Below are 17,019 nucleotides of genomic sequence, written 5' to 3' on the forward strand. Positions count from 1 at the left end.
GGCGCTCTGAGTGTATCAGAGCGGTTAGAAAGGAGTATAGAATGGGGAAAACACTGGCTTATAAAATTCTGGAAAACCATCTTTTGGACGGATCGCTGACGCCGGGTTCGGAGATCACGATCAAGATCGATCAGACTCTGACCCAGGATTCCACCGGCACCATGGTGTACCTGCAGCTGGAAGCCATGGATGTGGATGAGATCAAAACAGAAGTTTCCGTAGCATATATCGATCATAACACCCTGCAGACAGGCTTTGAGAACGCAGACGACCACGCCTTCATCAAAAGCGTAGCCAAACGTCACGGCGTACTGTTCTCCAAACCCGGAAACGGGATCTGTCACCAGCTGCAGCTGGAGAGCTTCGGCATTCCCGGCAAAACGCTGCTGGGCTCCGACAGCCACACGCCTACCGGCGGCGGCCTGGGCATGATCGCCATCGGTGCCGGCGGCCTTGACGTGGCGGTGGCCATGGCGAAAGGGACCTATTCCCTCACCGTACCCAAAGTTCTGGGCGTAAAGCTCACCGGCAGGCTCCGCCCCTGGGTCTCCGCCAAGGACGTGATCCTCTGCGTTCTGCAGAAGCTCACCGTCAAGGGAGGCGTGGGCCGGATCGTGGAATACTTCGGCGAAGGCGTCTCCACCCTGTCCGTGACAGACCGGGCTACCATCACTAACATGGGCGCGGAGCTGGGCGCCACCACTTCCGTCTTCCCCAGCGATGAAAACACCAGAGAATATCTGAGATCTGAGGGCAGAGAGGACGTATGGGTCCCCCTGGCCGCCGACGCGGACGCTGTGTACGACGAGATCCTGGAAGTGGATCTCTCCGCCCTCACCCCGCTGGCAGCCAAGCCCCACAGCCCCGACAACGTCGACACGGTCAAAAATATCGGAACCATCAAAATAGATCAGGTGGCCATCGGAAGCTGCACCAACTCTTCCTTCTCCGACCTGATGAAGGTGGCTGCCATTCTGAAACAGGGCCGCGTTCACGAGGACGTGAGTCTGGTCATCTCCCCGGGATCCTCCAAGATACTGGAGAAGCTGGCTCAGAACGGCGCCCTGGCCGACATGATCGCCGCGGGGGCCAGGATCATTGAAAACGCCTGCGGTCCCTGCATTGGAATGGGACAGTCCCCCAAGTCCGGCGGCGTGTCTCTGCGCACCTTCAACCGCAATTTCAAGGGCAGAAGCGGGACAAAGGACGCCTCGGTCTATCTGGTCAGTCCTGAGACTGCGGCGATCTCCGCCATCACCGGCGTGCTCACCGACGGCTCAGAGAGCGGCTATTCCCTGCCGGAGATCCCTGCAGAGAATTTCCACCAGAACGAAAGCTTTATCGTATATCCGCCCAGGGGCAAAAAAGCGGATACCCCTGTGGAGATGGGTCCCAATATCAAACCCTTCCCTCAGAATGTGGCTCTGGGCGACGCGGTCAGCGGCACGGTGGTCCTGAAAGCCGGAAACAATATCACCACCGACGATATTATGCCCTCCGACTCCAGACTGCTGCCCTACCGCTCCAACATCCCTCATCTGTCCAACTACTGCTTTGAGGCCATCGACAAAGACTTTCCGGCCCGCTGCCGCGAGGCGGGAGCCGGCGTCATCGTAGGCGGAGAGAATTACGGACAGGGTTCCAGCCGCGAACACGCCGCTCTGGTTCCGCTGTATCTGGGCATAAAATTCGTGCTGGCCAAGTCTTTTGCCCGCATCCACCGCTCCAATCTCATCAACAGCGGCATCATTCCCCTGGTCTTTGAGGATCCGGCGGATTACGACGACTTCAAGCTGGGCGACGAACTGATCATCGAAAACGCCCGTCAGCAGGTGACGTCCCCTGTTCTGACTGTAAAAAATCAGACCAGCGGCAAAGAATACCGTGCGCTCACAGGGCTTAGCGGGCTGGAGACCGACATGATCCTCCACGGCGGCAAGATCAACCTCATCAAGAGTAAATAAAGATTTTCTGTACGGTCATATATGAAACAAGAATGAATAAGAGAGGAAAAGAAAACATGGAATACATGGAACAATTTCAAAAGATCGTGGAACAGCAGCTGGCCCGCGTGGAAAAGATGAAACAGGACACCCAGTTCCTGGACTATAAATCGCTGGACCGGATCATTATCGGCATCATCGGCGGGGACGGCATCGGCCCCGCCATCACGGCCAACGCCCGCCACGTGCTGGAGGAACTGCTGAAGGACGAGATCGCCTCCGGAAAGGTGGAGCTGCGGGACGTGGACGGTCTGACCATTGAGAACCGCGCAGCCTGCGGCAAGGCGATCCCCGACGATGTGCTTGACGAGATCAAAAAGTGCCACGTACTGCTGAAAGGCCCCACCACCACCCCCAGAAAGGGAGACAAGTGGGGAAATATCGAGAGCGCCAACGTGGCTATGAGAAAGGCGCTGGACCTGTTCGCCAACGTGCGGCCCGTCAAAGTCCCCGAGGACAACATCGACTGGACTTTCTTCCGTGAAAACACCGAGTGCCTGTACGCTATGGGCAGTCAGGGCGTCCATATCACCGATGATCTGGCCATCGACTTCCGCGTCATCACCAATCCCGGCACGGAACGGATCGCCCGTCAGGCTTTCGAGTACGCCAAAAACAACGGCAAGACCCGCGTGTCCATCGTTACAAAAGCTAACATCGTGAAGGCTACCGACGGCAAATTCCTGGAGATCTGCAAAAAGATCGGCGAGGAATACCCCGGTATCGAGGTGGACGACTGGTATATCGACATCATGACCGCCAAACTCATCGATCCCAAGCGCAGAAGTCAGTTTCAGGTCTTCATCCTGCCCAACCTCTACGGCGACATTCTCACCGACGAGGCCGCGGAGTTTCAGGGCGGCGTGGGCACGGCGGGCAGCGCCAACCTGGGCAGGCATTACGCCATGTTCGAGGCCATACACGGTTCCGCGCCCCGCATGGTGGAGGAAGGCAGAGAACAGTACGCCGACCCCTGCAGCGTCATGAGAGCCTCCGTCATGCTTCTCTCCCACATCGGCTTCCAGAATCAGGCCGATCTGCTGGAAAAAGCGCTGGACATCTGCACTGTTACAGAAAAGAAAATTGCCATCACCGGAAAGCAGGACGGCGCTACGGGCGCTCAGCTGGCTGATTACATCCTGGAGACCATTCAAAAGCTGGGGAGGTAATTCCATGTCCATCTACCGCAACAACGCTATCACCCAGGCCGCAGGCTCTTCCCTTTCCACAAACCTGTTCAATCAGCTGCGCACGGACATCCTGCAGGGAAAGCTGAAGCCCGGCGAAAAGCTGACGGAACAGCGGGTGTGCAATGAATATACGGTCAGCCGGACCCCCGTGCGTGAGGCCTTTCAGAAGCTGGAGATCGACGGTCTCATCGAGACCATCCCCAACCGGGGAGCTTTCGTCGTAGGCATCACCACCCGGGATATACAGGACATGTACGAACTGAGGAAAGCCTATGAAGCCATCGCCGTCCGCTGGGCCATCGAACGCATCACCAAAGAAGAGTTCGAGGAACTGCAGGAAGCTTACGAGTTCATGGAGTTTTACACCATGAAAAAAGACGCAGACAAGATGCTGAATATCAACATGCACTTTCACGAGCTGATCTACAACGCGGCTCACAACCGCATGCTGCTCCACGTCCTCACCTCATACCAGGTCTACACAAAGCAGACCAGGACCAACCACCGCTACGTGGACGGCTATCTGGAAGAGGTGCTGGCCGAGCATAAACAGATCTTCCAGGCCTTCGTGGATCAGGACCCGGAAGCCGGCACCCGGGCCATTATCACGCATCTGGACAACGCCAAGCGCCGGGCCGCCCTTTCCGATTAGCCGCTATCCTGCATTCAGCTGAAGGTACGGAAACTGAGAAAAAGAAAGAGGGAGGACGCCGCGGATAAAACACCGCGCGTCCTCCCTCTTTTGTTGTACTGTGATCTATCGCCGCCGTGCTCACAGAATATTTTTCAAAAAGGACCGTCTGTGGATGGGACACACGCCGCAGGCGGCGATGCCTTCATAGTGAGCCCTGGTTCCGTAGCCCTTGTTCCTGTCGAAGGCGTATCCGGGATATATCTTTTCATACTCCATCATCATGTGATCTCTGGTCACCTTCGCCAGTATGGAGGCCGCCGCGATCGATACGCTTTTCGCGTCCCCCTTGACGATCCCCGTCTGCGGAATATCCACACCGGGTATGGTCAGTGCGTCTACCAGCACGTGGTCCGGCTTCCGGGCCAGTCCTTCCACCGCCGCCCGCATGGCTTCCTTCGTGGCTTCCAGAATATTGATCTCGTCGATCCGCCGGTTATCCACCAGTCCCACGGCATAGCACACAGCCTTCTCTTTTATTTGTATGTAAAGCTCTTCCCTCTTCTTTTCCGAGAGTTTCTTGGAATCGTCCACCCCAAGCACGTCGAAGTCCGCAGGCAGGATCACCGCCGCCGTCACTACCGGACCGGCCAGCGGGCCGCGGCCCACCTCGTCCACGCCTGCGACCAGAGCGCAGCCGGACTCCCGCAGCTTGTCTTCATATTCCATCATGGCTTTCAGCTTATCACGCTGCAGCTGCAGCCGCTCTTCTTTCGTCATGTCCTTTCGCTCCATTTCATATCCGCACCTGTCCTTTTCCCATCCGGCGCCGCTCCGACTACCCGCAGCCGGTCCCTGCAGGAGAAAGACCTGTTATTCCGGTACATTCTCCAGCGTAATGTTTCCGATGATCCCCGCCCGAAATTCATCGATGACAGTGCGGGCCGTCCGCTCATAGTCGATGCGTTTCCCCGGCAGAATAAATCCCCGTTTCCGGGCGATGAGCTCCATGGTCTCAAGGGGCGTTTCGCATATCTCCTCCAGCTTGTACCGGGCGATGAGCAGCTGGGGATAATCGGCGGAGAGGACCTTGATCAATTCCAGTCCCAGCGTGGCCAGATCCAGTATTTCATCCTTGATCGAGCCGCAGAAGGCCAGATCCAGTCCCGCCTTCGGGTCCTCGAATTTGGGCCAGAGAATACCCGGCGTGTCCAGCAGCTGCATGTCGTCGCCCAGATTCAGCCACTGTTTTCCTCTGGTCACCCCCGGTTTGTTTCCTGTTCTGGCGCTCTTTTTTCCGGTGAGCCGGTTGATGAGAGAGGATTTTCCCACGTTGGGTACGCCCACGATCATCATGCGCAGAGGCTTTTTGCGCGCGGCCTCCCGATTCTTTTCGTCCCGCAGGCCGGCCAATAATTTCAGGAGCATGTTCGCCCCGCTGCCGCTGCTGCAGTTCATGATCAGCACGTCCATTCCCTGCTTCCTGAAAAATTCCGCCCAGCGGGCGTTTCTATCGGGATCGGAGAGATCGCTCTTATTCAATACTATGATCCGGTGCTTGCGGGCTACCAGTTCGTCGATGATGGGATTTCTGCTGGAAACAGGGATCCGCGCGTCGATCACCTCGATCACCGTGTCCACCATCCTGAGATTTTCCTGTATCAGTTCCCGGGTCTTTTTCATGTGTCCAGGGTACCAGTTGATATTCTCCAACGCATTTCCTCCTTCGCCTGTTTCCATTTCTGTCCTGTCTCTGCATGCGGGACCTCATGAGATCCCCACACAGGCGCTCTGCCGGCGGTCTGATGCGGCAGCCGGCCCGGCCGGTATCCAGTCTGCCTGCCCCGTCTGCAGCGCAGGCCGGCCTATCGCTTCGGCTTTCATACAATCTTTCTGTATTCTGTCCCCGTTTGTCCTGTCTCATGCCTGCAGCCCTGCATATGCGGCGGCAGAATGGCGCCGCCCTACGCCGTCCGCTTAAAACAAAAGCCGTCCCACCTGGGGACAGCTTCGTCTTTCCTCTTACAGAGTATCCTTGCTCTTGATCTTCGCGGCTTTGCCCGTTCTCTGACGCATGTAGAAGAGTTTCGCTCTTCTCACGTCTCCACGTCTGGTCACTTCGATCTTTTCGATTCTCGGTGAGTGCAGCGGGAACGTCTTTTCAACGCCTACGCCGGAAGCGATTCTTCTTACGGTGAAAGTCTCGTCCAGTCCGCCGTTCTGTCTCTTCAGAACAAAACCTTCGAAAATCTGAATTCTTTCTCTGGCGCCTTCCTTGATCTTGATGTGCACTTTTACGGTGTCACCAACGGAAAACTTCGGAATGTCATTTCTCACGTAATCCTGTGCGATGGCCTGCATAATATCCATTTTCGTATCCTCCTTCCTCCATAGACGTTCTTGGTATCCAAACGCGCATATCCCTTGATATGGCACTTTATCCAGCGGAGCGCCCGTAATACGTCAGCTAATACTATAGCACAGACAAGCATGAGAATGCAAGCTTTTTTTCCACTTTTTTGTCAGTCCCCTGCGTCTCTTCCTCCGCCCGGCCGTAGAAGATCAGATCCCCTTCACCGGCTTTTGGAAAAGGGTTTCGTCAAACAGGACGCCATTGTATTTTTGATTCTCCTTCAGCTCCTGATAGAGATCCACCCTCGTCCTGTACTCCGTACCCTCTGTCTCCGGGTCGGTCCGCGACCACCAGGCGAATCCATCCAGATAATTCTCATACGCCTCGTCCCAATTTGAAAAATTGCTGCGCAGTGCCTCTGCTGCCGGCTCCAGAAGAGACAGCGCTTCCTCCGCCGTCAGGTATTCGGCGCCGTATCCCCGGTTGACCAGCATAGCCACCCGGAAGAGATCCCAGTTCATGATCCCTCGTTCTCCCCATTTGGAGTCCAGCTCCCTGGTCAGCTTCCACATGTAGACGTCCGTAGGCGAGGACGCGTTCAACAGTTCCGCGTACTCCTGATCCGACAGAGATCTGACGTAGGCCGCATCCCTTTTAAATCCCGTATTGTGACCTTCGCTCATGAGCCAGTCCACCGTGGTCTTAAACTCCTCATAATTCGTACAATTCCAGCTGCCCACCAGCGCTTTTCTGTCCGCTTCCACGCCGGTATCGCCCTCGTTCATCAGCGCTCTGCGGGCGCCGAACAGATAGGGATCTCCGTTTCCCCGGGCCTCGATGACCGCGTTCATGGCCCTGCACCACTCATCCAGATTTGTGCCGGACAAATTTTCTTTTTTCGTGATCACATAGCTCTGGCGCTCTTCATCAAAGGAGATGTTCTCCCCCAGGATATCGGTAATAAAGCACATCGGAACGGCGACCTGGCCCATATATACATCTTTCGCCTCAGAATGCTGTTTCATGCGCACAGTCTTCCCGTCCACTTTTACCACATCGCTTCCCACCGTGACCACGATCTCCCTGTCGTATCTCCGAAGGACGGCGGGAAATCCTGTGATATCCACCGCTTTGGGCAGCAGCGTAATAAACGGCTGATCGCTCAGATCCTCGTTTCTCTGCAGATTGTCGAATTCATAGTCATAACCCAGCCCCCTCGCCAGCTGAGAGAGATCGAACATGACAGTTCCCTGGCTCTCGTAAGGCTGAAACAGAGGCCTGCGAAGCAAATAATCAATATATACCTGATTCCCCGTGGCGTTTTTCCACTCCTCCGTTCCGCGGAATGGATCGAAGCAGCTCTCAGCCAAAAAAGTCTCGTTATCGTAGTACTGAGTCCAGGGACGCTTATAAGTGAACGGATTGACCTTGTAATAGCGGTAACTGTTGTCGGTATCCAGCAGTGTCTGAAACCCCCGCTCATACAGTTCGCCCCTGTTGGCCGACCGCCTGATCAGCCATTGATAACAGCTCAGCGATTGCTGGGGGGACCGCTCTAATCCTCCACCCATGGGCCAGTGGCCCGACTTGTACCCGTGTTTTGCCATTTCCGCCTCGATCAGCAGCGCCTCATAGGAAATGCCCGGATCATCCTTATTCTCCTTCAGAAACGCGGAAAGTTCTTCCCATACATCTTCTCCTGCAGCCGCCCGCTTCCGAAAATCTACAATGCGGTTCCAGTTCTCCGGCTTATACGCCACGGTGTTGAACTCCGGCGCATAATCATGCCCGGCCCAGTCCGGCGCCGTCGGCGTCACGTTTCCCCAGGTGGTATAAATTCTCAGCGTATATGTCTCTCCGTTGGCAAACCGCTGTGCGCCAACGTCCATGACAGCGCCGCTTCCATCCACGATAAAGCGGACAGGCACGTGGGCCCTTCCCTGAATCATCACCGGAGCCGTGTCCATGGAGTAACTGGAAGAGCCAGCCTTGTACGACTTCTGTCCCTCTGCGAACACCATCGTTCCCGAAGCGCCGCCGTTTATGAGGATCTCGCCGGTCCTGTCATTCCAGTCCACCTTTAATTTCATGGCCTCTGCCAGAGCGCGAAGGGGCGCCATAGTCCGTCCGTTAGCATCCACGTAAAAATAACCCTGCTCCGGCTCTACGCTGAGCTTTACCCCATCCACATAGATCGCCGTCACCGACCATCGTTCAGCCCTGTCCGGCGCTTCTGCTGCCCACGCCCTGTCCGCGCCCACGCTCATGGACAGAAGAAAACAGCATAAAAGAAACGCTGCTATTCCCATCCTTCTTCCCGTCATATCACACCTCCATCGCTTTCGCATGTCTCCCGGAATGCGCTCCGCCAGAAAACAGCGAAAGCCCCACACTATTCGAACTATTCTATCAATTTACTTTAGTATACCTTCCGAAGAAGAAAAATTCAATGGATCTGCCCGATCTCTGCATAAAAAAGATGACCTATCCTCAGATAAGTCATCCATTCCAAAATCATATTCATCCTGTCCGCCTGCCTACGCCCGCGGATGGGTATTGTCGTAAACTTCCTTGATCCTGTTTTTCGTCACCGACAGATAGATCTGCGTGGCTGTTATATCCTCGTGTCCCAGCAGTTCCTGCAGCGTTTTCAGGTCCGCTCCGTTCTGTATCATGTGGACCGCGAAGGAGTTGCGCAGGATCTGCGGCGACAGCTCGTGCTCAAAGCCCGCCTGTTTTCCGTAGTCCTTCATGACCTTCCAGACGCCCTGCCGCGTCAGCCGTTCCCCGTAATAATTCAGAAACAAGGCTCCCTGATCTTCCTTTTCGCGCAGCAGCTTGGCGCGTCCCTCATAGATGTAATTCTCCATGGCCGCCCGCGCCGGCCGGCCCAGCGGAATGATGCGCGCTTTTCCATGCTCGCCGCTGCAGGTGATGAAGCCGATGCGCAGGTTGATGTCCTCCACGTTGGCCGCCGCCGCCTCGCTGACCCTGACTCCGGCCGCGTAAAGCAATTCCAGCAGAGCCCTGTCGCGGACGCCCTTCACTGAATCGTCCGGCATGGACAGCAGCTTCTCCACCTCTCCTATAGAAAGATACTCGATCTCTTTGCGCTGGATCTTCGGGGATTTTATGTTTACCGTAGGATTCTCCCCTACCACGCCCCGGACGATCAAAAAGTTATAAAAAGCCCGGATGGAAGCCACCTTCCGATTGACCGTGGCCCCGGAACGGCCCTCGTTTTTCAGCGCCAGAAGATAAGCGACCACTTCCGTGTTGCTGGCGTCCGCGGCCTGCATCATTCCCCGCTCTCTGAGAAAGGAGAGAAAATCCTTCACGTCCCGCTGATACGCGGCGAAGGAATTCTCGCTCATATGCTTCTCCGACTTCAAATAATCTGCAAAACTTTCTACGTAATCCATCTTGACTGCCTCTTCTTCTAAATTCAATACACATTCGTTCTTCCATACACGACCCTTGTCCAACCGTGCGCCGGCCGACCGTTCAAGCAGAACACCGCCCCGTTTCCCATGGAAAGCGCCGGATCCGGACTGCTGCCCGGCTGGCCATGGCCCTGCAGGCTTATGGCCCCGGCAGGCTATGATCCCGCAGGCCACAAGCTAAATGTTATGTCAACCGATAGCACTACCCAGTATACCGCAGACCGCTCTGTTTCGCAATACCTTTCTGCGTTCCGGCGCTGTTCCGCCCCGTTTTCATCGCCCATTCACCGCTGTTTCATTCATTTCAGCAGCCGGTAGATCCCCGATCTGTGGATGCCCAGCTGCCGGGCCGCCTCGGAAATATTTCCGCCGCATCTGCCCACCGTCTCTCTGATATAACGGCGCTGGAACTCCTGCTGCGCCTCTTTCAGCGTCATGGCTCCTTGGGTCTGTTCCCCGCTGTCTGACGGAGTGGGAGTTTCCGTCTCTCCATGGTTCCCGGGAGATCCCTGCTGATCCGGTCCGCCGCCCGCGTCCAGACAGTCCGAAGACGAGAGGATGGTCATCCGCTCGACGAAATTTTTCAGCTCTCTTATGTTTCCCGGCCAGAAATAGCGTTCCAGCCCACGTCTCATATCCGGCGAAAAATATTTATTCATCTTATACTTCCGATTGTATTCCTGCAGAAAATGCTCCGCCAGGGGCATGATATCTTCTTTCCGCTCCCGCAGCGGGACCGTGGTGAGGGGGATGACGCTGAGCCGGTAGTAAAGATCTTCCCGGAACAGTCCTTCTCTGACCAGCTCCCGCAGATCCCGGTTGGTGGCGGCCAGAATTCGCACGTCGACGTGGATCGTCTTCCCGCCGCCGATGCGTCTCATTTCTCCCGTTTCCAGTACGCGCAGCAGCTTTGACTGCATGGAAAGGGGCATCTCGCCCACTTCGTCCAGAAACAGCGTGCTGTTGTCCGCCATCTCAAACAGGCCCGTTTTTCCTCTGGCGTCCGCGCCGGTAAAGGCTCCCTTTTCATAGCCGAAAAACTCCGATTCCATCAACTCTCTGGGAACCGCCGCGCAGTTGACGGGAATGAAGGGACGCCGTGCCCTGCCGCCGGTCCGATGGATATAACGGGCCAGTACTTCCTTCCCCGTCCCGGATTCTCCGTATATGATCACCGTACTGTCGGAGCCCGCGGCTTTTCCCGCCGTCTCATAAAGCGCCTGCACCGCCCCGTTGCGGGACTCTGTAAAAAACTCGCTGCTGTTTTCCAGATACTGCAGCGCGTTCTGCAGGTTGGCCTTCTCCTCGTTGATCCGTTCCAGAAAGGCGTGGTACATTTCCTCCGTCTGGCTGTATCCCACTACCATCTCCACCCGTCCCTCCCCGTCAAAGACCGGACGGCACTGGATCATCATCATTTTTCCGTTTTTGGTGGTAATATAACGCACGACCTCCCGGGCCGTGTTCAGACACTCGGCCGCCGCCGCAAAACGATTCAGAATACCGCCGCTGTGCATGGTGAACACGTTGTATTTCATATATTCTTCCACACTGCAGTCGAAAGTCTCCGCCATGGCCTTGTTGCAGAACAGTATATTTCCTTCGCGGTCCGCTACCGAAATGTTTCCCAATATGTGATCGGCGATCACCTGGAACAGCTCCGGCGTCATTTTCTCAGCTGATCCCTGCGTTTCCTCCCGCGCGCCTTCCTCTTTCCTCTCCATCTGTTTTCTGTGCCTCCCCTGATTCTGCTGTATTTCCATTTGCGCCGCCCTGGTCCGGCGCTCTTATTTCCGTCTCAAAATTACGACAGTCTTTTTCGCTTATCCGTCTTAATAATACTACATATCGTAAAAATACAACAGTATAAATGTTTTATTTTACGGCGGGAAACCGCAAAAGAAGGCTCCGCACCTGCCAACTCCCCCATGGAAAGGGATTTTTTCCTCATTTCACGCAGATCTTTTCAGCGCCATCACTTTCGGCATGAAAATTGTATGATTGTCAAGTGCTGAAAAGTCATGTCTTCAGCATTCGCTATATGAAACATTCAAAACAAAGGAGTAAAAACATGAGCAAAGCAAAGATTTTTGATATCAATGAAGTTCAGTGGAAAAACTGGGGAGAAGGCATTGACGCCTGCGTATTCAAGCCCACTCCCCAGGCAACCATGCAGTACTGGGAGATCAAGCCCGGAACCGGCGGCGCTCCCCACTCCCATCCGGCGGAACAGCTCACCTATGTGCAGACCGGCATCATGGAACTGACCGTAGACGGCGAGACTCACGTGCTGACCCCCGGGTGTTTCGCCCTGATCCCATCGGAGGCGGTCCACTCTACGAAAAACATCGGCAGCAGTCTGGTGGTCAACGTGGATATCTTCCTGCCTGCGCGGGATGACCGGGAGGAAAGCCCCAAGATCCGCAGTCTGGGAAAATAGGCCGGAGACGGGAAGGGGGGGCAGCCGTTCGATCACTCCTGTGTACACTTTTCTGTAATAGATCGCAGAGGTTGTACATATTGATATAGAGACAGAATCAATCAGGCGGTCCGCCATGCCGGACCGCCGTCTAATAAAGGAGTGAATACATACATGAGAAAAGGATATACTGCCTCCCCGTCGTCTCTTCTGTGCCAAAGTCAGGGAACTGTCATGGCAACGCTTTTCTTCTTTGCCGCCGGTCTGTCCTCCGGCGTCTTTGTAGAGCTTTTCATGGGGCAGGACAGCACGAACCAGATCGCGGATTATCTGACCAGCAATCTCCTCTCGGGCAACGTTTCCGGAGCTTCCCTGCCCTCCGTATTCCTCCGGTCCGCGGCAAACAATTTCGGACTGCTGCTGATCATTCTGCTCGCCGGCATTACTGTCATAGGTTTTCCCGCAGCGCTTCTCGCCGTGGCTTATAAAGGCATGGCGCTGGGCTTTTCCTCCGCTCTGCTCATCGATTCCATGGGCGGCAAAGGCGCTGTGGTCATCCTGCTGTCCATGGTACCTCAGAATCTCTTTCTGATGCCCGCACTGCTGGTCGCCTCCGTGGCCGCCGTCAATCTGTCCGCACAGGTCTTCTCGGGCAGACAAAAGGGCATAAAAAAGAGCCTGGAATTCAGCGCAGGCCCTTATCTTTCCATATTTGTGGTTCTGGCCGCCGCCCTGCTGGCCGGCTGCCTGATCGAGGCGTTTATAGCCCCAGCCTTGCTGCAGTTAGCAGGATAGCCGTGATGGTCTTTCCGTCGATGATCTCCCCGTCCTTGACCATCTGCACCAGCTCCTCGATGGGAAATTCATACAGGTCGATGGCCTCGTTGTCGTCGAAATCCGTCTCCCCCGGCGTCAGCCCCTCCGCCATGTAGAGATAGATCATCTCCGTCGAATATCCGATGGAGGAATAGAAGGACGCCAGAAATGAAAACTTTTCCGCGGAAAATCCAGTCTCCTCCCTCAGCTCACGGATCCCCGTGATCATCGGATCTTCCCCCGGCTCTCTGGTCCCCGCAGGTATCTCCAGCACGACCTCTTCCGCCGTCTTGCGGAACTGTTTGACCATGAGAAGGCCTCTGTTCTCCGTGACAGCCGCGATGCCCACGCCGCCCGGATGTTCGACGATCTCCCGGTAGGAGGTATTATCGTCCTTTACCGTCACCTTGTCTTTTCTGAGATTCAGTATTTTCCCTTCGTATATCATTTCCGAAGAAATGGTTTTTTCCTCGTAGGTCATTTTCGATCCTCCCCCAGCCCTTTGCTGCGTATTTTATATTCAATGGCATTGGCCGCCCTTCAGGCGGTTATTTTGTTTTCGCCATGCTTCTGGTTTTGGCCGCGGCCGCGCGCATTGCTTTGATGACGGAAGCCCGCATGCCCTCCTGCTCCAGCACCTCCACCGCTTCGATGGTGCTGCCGCCGGGCGAGCAGACCTGATCTTTCAGTTCGCCCGGATGAAGTCCGGTCTCCAGGACCATCTTCGCTGAGCCCAATACGGCCTGCGCGGCAAATTCGTACGCCTGCTGGCGCTTCATCCCCTCCGCCACAGCTCCGTCGGCCAGAGCTTCGATAAACATGTAGACGTAAGCCGGGCTGCTGCCGCTGACCGCGCCCACAGCGTCGATGAGCCGCTCTTCTACCACGGAAGCCTTGCCCACGGCGGAAAACAGCTCCATTATGACATTCAGCGAAGCTTCATCCGTATATTCGTTGGGACTGACAGACGCCATTCCCTCGCCCACCATGGCCGGCGTGTTTGGCATGATCCGCACTACTTTCGTGCCCTCGGCAAAGAATCCCTCGATCACTTCCATGGGCACTCCCGCCGCAATGGATACGATCACCTTGTCTGCAACCTCTCCAGCCTGTTTCACGCCCTCCGCCACCTGCGGAAGGACCTCCCCAAACTGATAGGGCTTTACGGCCAGCAGGATCATCTCCGCCTTTTCCGCCAATTCCTCCGCGGACCCGCAGGCCTTGATGCCCAGCTCTGCCGCAAGAGCCTCCGCCTTCTCCACGTGATGGTTGTAGGCGTAAATATCAGCTGCCCTGTCGGGCCAGACCTTCAGATAACCTCTCAGAATAGCCTGCCCCATATTTCCTGTTCCTATAAATCCGATTTTCATCGCTCTCCACCCGCCTTTCCCGCCTCCGCTGCTGTCATTGTTTTGAGGCAAAACAGTCCCTTGCAACCTCCCGGATCCGGCCCCCTCCGGACCGGCTGTGTCCGCCCTGCCCAGATTTCTCCGCCTGGTCCGGCTTTCTCCGCCCGGTTTATTTTCCAAAGAATACGGTTCCCCGCTCCTGGCCGCTCACAGCCTTTCTCAGAATATCTTCCTTCTTGCCGTTGAGCAGCAGCATGGGAATGCCGAATTCATTCACCCGCCTGGCCGCCTCCATCTTCGTGGCGATGCCTCCCGTGCCAAATTTGTTGGTTCCGTTCATATCGATCTCAGCTTTGATGCCGTCTATATCGTAAATTTCCTCGATCAGCTCCGCGTTGGGATGGATCTTGGGATTTTTATCATAGACGCCGTCGATGTCCGACAGCAGGATCAGCAGGTCCGCGCCCCACAGATTTGCAGTCAGCGCGCCCAGCGTATCGTTGTCGCCGATCCGGATCTCATCCACGCTGACGCTGTCGTTTTCATTGACGATGGGTACCACTCCCTCGTCCACCAGAGTAAACAGCGTATTTCTGATGTGGAGATTCCTCGTGTGATCGCCGAAGTCGCCTCTGGTCAAAAGCAGCTGCGCCACGTGATAATCGCATTCTTTAAACAGTTCCTTGTATGCCATCATCAGCTCTACCTGACCGATGGCGCACAATGCCTGCTTATAGTTCATGTCGCTTTTTCGGCTCCATTTGTTGATAGCCGCCACGCCGCAGATGCCGGCTCCGGAGGACACGATGATGATCTGCTTGCCGTCTTTCATCAGCTCCACCAGCTGCTCCACGATATTGTGCATGGCCTTCCGGTTCACGTTTCCCGTCTCGTCGGACAGCGTATTGCTTCCGATCTTGACCACGATCTTCCGGCAGTCCGATACTAAGTCTCCTATTCTGCTCATTTCTTCTTCTCACCTTTACACGGATCGATACGTATTATACGTAAAGTTCCACCACGCGGTCCAGCACGTCTCTATGTTCTTCAAATACCGGTTCCAGATAATCGCTGACAAACTCCTCCGTCTGCTGCGCGGAACGGCCGATATAATCGGCGGGATCCATCAGCTTCTGCACATCCTCCAGACTCAGTCCAAAGGACGGGTCTTTGGCGATACGCTCCAACAGGTCGTTGTTCAGCCCCTCGTCCTTCACCCGGCTTCCGGCCTCCATGGACAGCTGACGGATCTTTTCGTGAAGCTCCTGACGGTCTCCGCCCCGCTTTACGGCCTCCATGAGAATGTTCTCCGTAGCCATGAACGGGATCTCACTCATGATGCGCTGACGGATGACCTTGTCATGCACCACCAGCCCTGTGCTGATATTCGTGCATATGTCCAGAATGGCGTCGCAGGCCATGAAGCTCTCCGGTATGCACAATCTGCGGTTGGCGGAATCGTCCAGCGTCCGCTCAAACCACTGAGCGCTCTCGGTAAACGCCGGATTCTGGGCCAGATTGATGGCGTATCTGGCCAGAGAAGCCGCCCGCTCGCTTCTCATGGGATTTCTCTTGTACGCCATGGCAGAGGAGCCGATCTGATTCTTCTCGAAGGGCTCTTCCACTTCCTTCAGATGCTGAAGAAGGCGGATGTCGTTGGTCATCTTGTGCACGCTCTGACCGATGCCGGACAAGGCCGCCAGCACAGTGTAATCGAGTTTTCTCGTATAGGTCTGGCCGGACAGCGGCACTGCTTTTTCAAAGCCCATCTTATTGACCACCAGACGGTCCAGAGCCTTGACCTTATCCATGTCGCCGTCAAAGAGATCCACAAAGCTGGCCTGGGTCCCCGTAGTTCCTTTTACGCCCAGCATCGGCAGCTCTCCGATCAGGCGGCTGACCTCCAGATAATCGTAATAAAAATCCTGCATCCACAGGCTGGCCCGTTTCCCCACCGTGGTCAGCTGCGCCGCCTGAAAATGGGTGAAGCCCAGCGTGGGAAGATCCCTGTATTCCAGCGCAAAACGGCTTAGGCGATAAAGCAGTCCCACGAGTTTATCTCTCAGAAGAATGAGTCCTTCCCGCATCACGATGATATCCGTATTATCCCCCACGTAGGCGCTGGTGGCGCCCAGATGGATGATGGGCCGGGCCTTGGGACACAGCAGCCCGAAAGCGTAAACGTGGGCCATGACGTCGTGGCGCACTTCCTTTTCGCGCTTCTTGGCTTCCTCATAATTGATATCCGTAATATGTTCCTTCATCTCCGCGATCTGTTCGTCGGTGATGGGCAGTCCCAGCTCCTGCTCCGCCTCCGCCAGAGCGATCCAGAGCCGTCTCCACGTGGAAAACTTCACGTCGGAAGAGAAGATGTGCGCCATCTCTCTGCTGGTATATCTGGTAATCAGCGGATTTTCGTACACGTTCGTGGCCATATAGTCCCTCCGTATCCTTCCTTTACTGCACTCAGTTATTGTATTCTGCGCGGTTCCGCCGGCAGGCGCGCAGCCCCTGCAAAACCCATGGGCTGCTAATGCAGAGCCGGCTGATCATTTACCTTCATTAACTTATATAATATACTACGAAAAGGCTGTTTTTTCAAGGAAAAGTAAAGTTTATTCACAGCCTTCCAAGGAAACGTCCCGTCCCCTTCCCACGCGGGCAGCCCCTGCAGGCTGCGGCACTTCCCGCAAACCGCGCTTTATCTTTTCTTCGGCGGTCTTGTACAGAAAAGTTATACATCGTTATCATTTTCTGCAACTAAATGAACCTCCGGCACGTCAATACACTGTAAAAGTTACGGAATCCAGTAAAT

The 17,019-nt window shown here is 55.4% G+C and carries 15 protein-coding genes; 5 read left to right on the forward strand and 10 right to left on the reverse strand.

What is annotated here, in order from left to right; all coding sequences use genetic code 11:
• Nucleotides 1-41: 41 nt before the first annotated feature.
• The 3 genes from E0E37_RS16300 to E0E37_RS16310 are packed head-to-tail and all read left to right on the forward strand — an operon-like array spanning nt 42 to nt 3,845.
• Complete coding sequence (locus E0E37_RS16300) at nt 42-1,964, forward strand: aconitate hydratase (RefSeq protein ID WP_130864039.1); 1,923 nt, start codon at nt 42-44, stop codon at nt 1,962-1,964.
• Between the two features lie 56 nt (nt 1,965-2,020).
• The gene (locus E0E37_RS16305) at nt 2,021-3,172 is read left to right on the forward strand and encodes an isocitrate/isopropylmalate family dehydrogenase (protein ID WP_246019763.1); all 1,152 of its coding nucleotides are present in this window, start codon (nt 2,021-2,023) and stop codon (nt 3,170-3,172) included.
• Nucleotides 3,173-3,176: 4 nt separating this feature from the next.
• A complete protein-coding gene (locus E0E37_RS16310; protein WP_130864041.1) occupies nt 3,177-3,845 on the forward strand; it encodes a GntR family transcriptional regulator in 669 nt (222 codons plus the stop codon).
• A 120-nt stretch (nt 3,846-3,965) separates the two neighbouring features.
• On the opposite strand, the gene E0E37_RS16315 is transcribed toward E0E37_RS16310, so the two are convergent.
• The 6 genes from E0E37_RS16315 to E0E37_RS16340 all read right to left on the reverse strand — a co-directional run bounded on the left by E0E37_RS16315 (nt 3,966) and on the right by E0E37_RS16340 (nt 11,344).
• Complete coding sequence (locus E0E37_RS16315) at nt 3,966-4,619, reverse strand: ribonuclease HII (protein ID WP_130864042.1); 654 nt, start codon at nt 4,617-4,619, stop codon at nt 3,966-3,968.
• 78 nt (nt 4,620-4,697) lie between these two features.
• Complete coding sequence (gene ylqF, locus E0E37_RS16320; protein WP_130864043.1) at nt 4,698-5,564, reverse strand: ribosome biogenesis GTPase YlqF; 867 nt, start codon at nt 5,562-5,564, stop codon at nt 4,698-4,700.
• 282 nt (nt 5,565-5,846) lie between these two features.
• The gene (gene rplS, locus E0E37_RS16325; protein WP_130864044.1) at nt 5,847-6,194 is read right to left on the reverse strand and encodes a 50S ribosomal protein L19; all 348 of its coding nucleotides are present in this window, start codon (nt 6,192-6,194) and stop codon (nt 5,847-5,849) included.
• A 192-nt stretch (nt 6,195-6,386) separates the two neighbouring features.
• On the reverse strand, nt 6,387-8,501 hold the full coding sequence (locus E0E37_RS16330) for a stalk domain-containing protein (RefSeq protein WP_165445414.1): 2,115 nt from the start codon (nt 8,499-8,501) through the stop codon (nt 6,387-6,389).
• A 213-nt stretch (nt 8,502-8,714) separates the two neighbouring features.
• Nucleotides 8,715-9,599, reverse strand: coding sequence for a site-specific tyrosine recombinase (locus E0E37_RS16335; protein WP_130864046.1), 885 nt, complete (start codon nt 9,597-9,599; stop codon nt 8,715-8,717).
• A gap of 320 nt (nt 9,600-9,919) precedes the next feature.
• Complete coding sequence (locus E0E37_RS16340; protein ID WP_165445415.1) at nt 9,920-11,344, reverse strand: sigma-54 interaction domain-containing protein; 1,425 nt, start codon at nt 11,342-11,344, stop codon at nt 9,920-9,922.
• 347 nt (nt 11,345-11,691) lie between these two features.
• Here E0E37_RS16340 and E0E37_RS16345 point away from each other — a divergent pair, with 347 nt between their 5' ends.
• Together E0E37_RS16345 and spoIIM are read left to right on the forward strand one after the other, a co-directional pair.
• Nucleotides 11,692-12,060, forward strand: a complete 369-nt coding sequence (locus E0E37_RS16345; RefSeq protein ID WP_165445416.1) for a cupin domain-containing protein — start codon at nt 11,692-11,694, stop codon at nt 12,058-12,060.
• Between the two features lie 153 nt (nt 12,061-12,213).
• Nucleotides 12,214-12,834 (forward strand): stage II sporulation protein M, encoded by a 621-nt coding sequence (gene spoIIM, locus E0E37_RS16350; protein WP_130864049.1) that lies wholly within the window; start codon nt 12,214-12,216, stop codon nt 12,832-12,834.
• Here the strand turns inward: spoIIM and E0E37_RS16355 are convergent.
• The 4 genes from E0E37_RS16355 to purB all read right to left on the reverse strand — a co-directional run bounded on the left by E0E37_RS16355 (nt 12,800) and on the right by purB (nt 16,639).
• Nucleotides 12,800-13,336: an NUDIX domain-containing protein gene (locus E0E37_RS16355; protein WP_130864050.1), complete on the reverse strand. Its 537-nt coding sequence runs from the start codon at nt 13,334-13,336 to the stop codon at nt 12,800-12,802. The two genes, spoIIM and E0E37_RS16355, sit on opposite strands and share 35 nt — an antisense overlap.
• A gap of 67 nt (nt 13,337-13,403) precedes the next feature.
• Complete coding sequence (gene proC / locus E0E37_RS16360; protein ID WP_130864051.1) at nt 13,404-14,225, reverse strand: pyrroline-5-carboxylate reductase; 822 nt, start codon at nt 14,223-14,225, stop codon at nt 13,404-13,406.
• A gap of 148 nt (nt 14,226-14,373) precedes the next feature.
• Nucleotides 14,374-15,171, reverse strand: a complete 798-nt coding sequence (proB, locus tag E0E37_RS16365) for a glutamate 5-kinase (protein ID WP_130864052.1) — start codon at nt 15,169-15,171, stop codon at nt 14,374-14,376.
• Nucleotides 15,172-15,205: 34 nt separating this feature from the next.
• Nucleotides 15,206-16,639 (reverse strand): adenylosuccinate lyase, encoded by a 1,434-nt coding sequence (gene purB / locus E0E37_RS16370; RefSeq protein WP_130864053.1) that lies wholly within the window; start codon nt 16,637-16,639, stop codon nt 15,206-15,208.
• Nucleotides 16,640-17,019 lie beyond the last annotated feature (380 nt).

Source organism: Bacilliculturomica massiliensis (genome assembly GCF_900605495.1).
In the GTDB taxonomy this organism is placed as follows: Bacteria; Bacillota; Clostridia; order Peptostreptococcales; family Anaerovoracaceae; genus Bacilliculturomica; species Bacilliculturomica massiliensis.

What these genes read in the sequence shown, in the direction of transcription:
- E0E37_RS16300 (WP_130864039.1), top strand. Translation starts at nt 42, where the DNA reads ATGGGGAAAACACTGGCTTATAAAATTCTGGAAAACCATCTTTTGGAC.
- E0E37_RS16305 (WP_246019763.1), top strand. Translation starts at nt 2,021, where the DNA reads ATGGAATACATGGAACAATTTCAAAAGATCGTGGAACAGCAGCTGGCC.
- E0E37_RS16310 (WP_130864041.1), top strand. Translation starts at nt 3,177, where the DNA reads ATGTCCATCTACCGCAACAACGCTATCACCCAGGCCGCAGGCTCTTCC.
- E0E37_RS16315 (WP_130864042.1), bottom strand. Translation starts at nt 4,619, where the DNA reads ATGGAGCGAAAGGACATGACGAAAGAAGAGCGGCTGCAGCTGCAGCGT.
- ylqF (WP_130864043.1), bottom strand. Translation starts at nt 5,564, where the DNA reads ATGGAAACAGGCGAAGGAGGAAATGCGTTGGAGAATATCAACTGGTAC.
- rplS (WP_130864044.1), bottom strand. Translation starts at nt 6,194, where the DNA reads ATGGATATTATGCAGGCCATCGCACAGGATTACGTGAGAAATGACATT.
- E0E37_RS16330 (WP_165445414.1), bottom strand. Translation starts at nt 8,501, where the DNA reads ATGACGGGAAGAAGGATGGGAATAGCAGCGTTTCTTTTATGCTGTTTT.
- E0E37_RS16335 (WP_130864046.1), bottom strand. Translation starts at nt 9,599, where the DNA reads ATGGATTACGTAGAAAGTTTTGCAGATTATTTGAAGTCGGAGAAGCAT.
- E0E37_RS16340 (WP_165445415.1), bottom strand. Translation starts at nt 11,344, where the DNA reads ATGGAGAGGAAAGAGGAAGGCGCGCGGGAGGAAACGCAGGGATCAGCT.
- E0E37_RS16345 (WP_165445416.1), top strand. Translation starts at nt 11,692, where the DNA reads ATGAGCAAAGCAAAGATTTTTGATATCAATGAAGTTCAGTGGAAAAAC.
- spoIIM (WP_130864049.1), top strand. Translation starts at nt 12,214, where the DNA reads ATGAGAAAAGGATATACTGCCTCCCCGTCGTCTCTTCTGTGCCAAAGT.
- E0E37_RS16355 (WP_130864050.1), bottom strand. Translation starts at nt 13,336, where the DNA reads ATGACCTACGAGGAAAAAACCATTTCTTCGGAAATGATATACGAAGGG.
- proC (WP_130864051.1), bottom strand. Translation starts at nt 14,225, where the DNA reads ATGAAAATCGGATTTATAGGAACAGGAAATATGGGGCAGGCTATTCTG.
- proB (WP_130864052.1), bottom strand. Translation starts at nt 15,171, where the DNA reads ATGAGCAGAATAGGAGACTTAGTATCGGACTGCCGGAAGATCGTGGTC.
- purB (WP_130864053.1), bottom strand. Translation starts at nt 16,639, where the DNA reads ATGGCCACGAACGTGTACGAAAATCCGCTGATTACCAGATATACCAGC.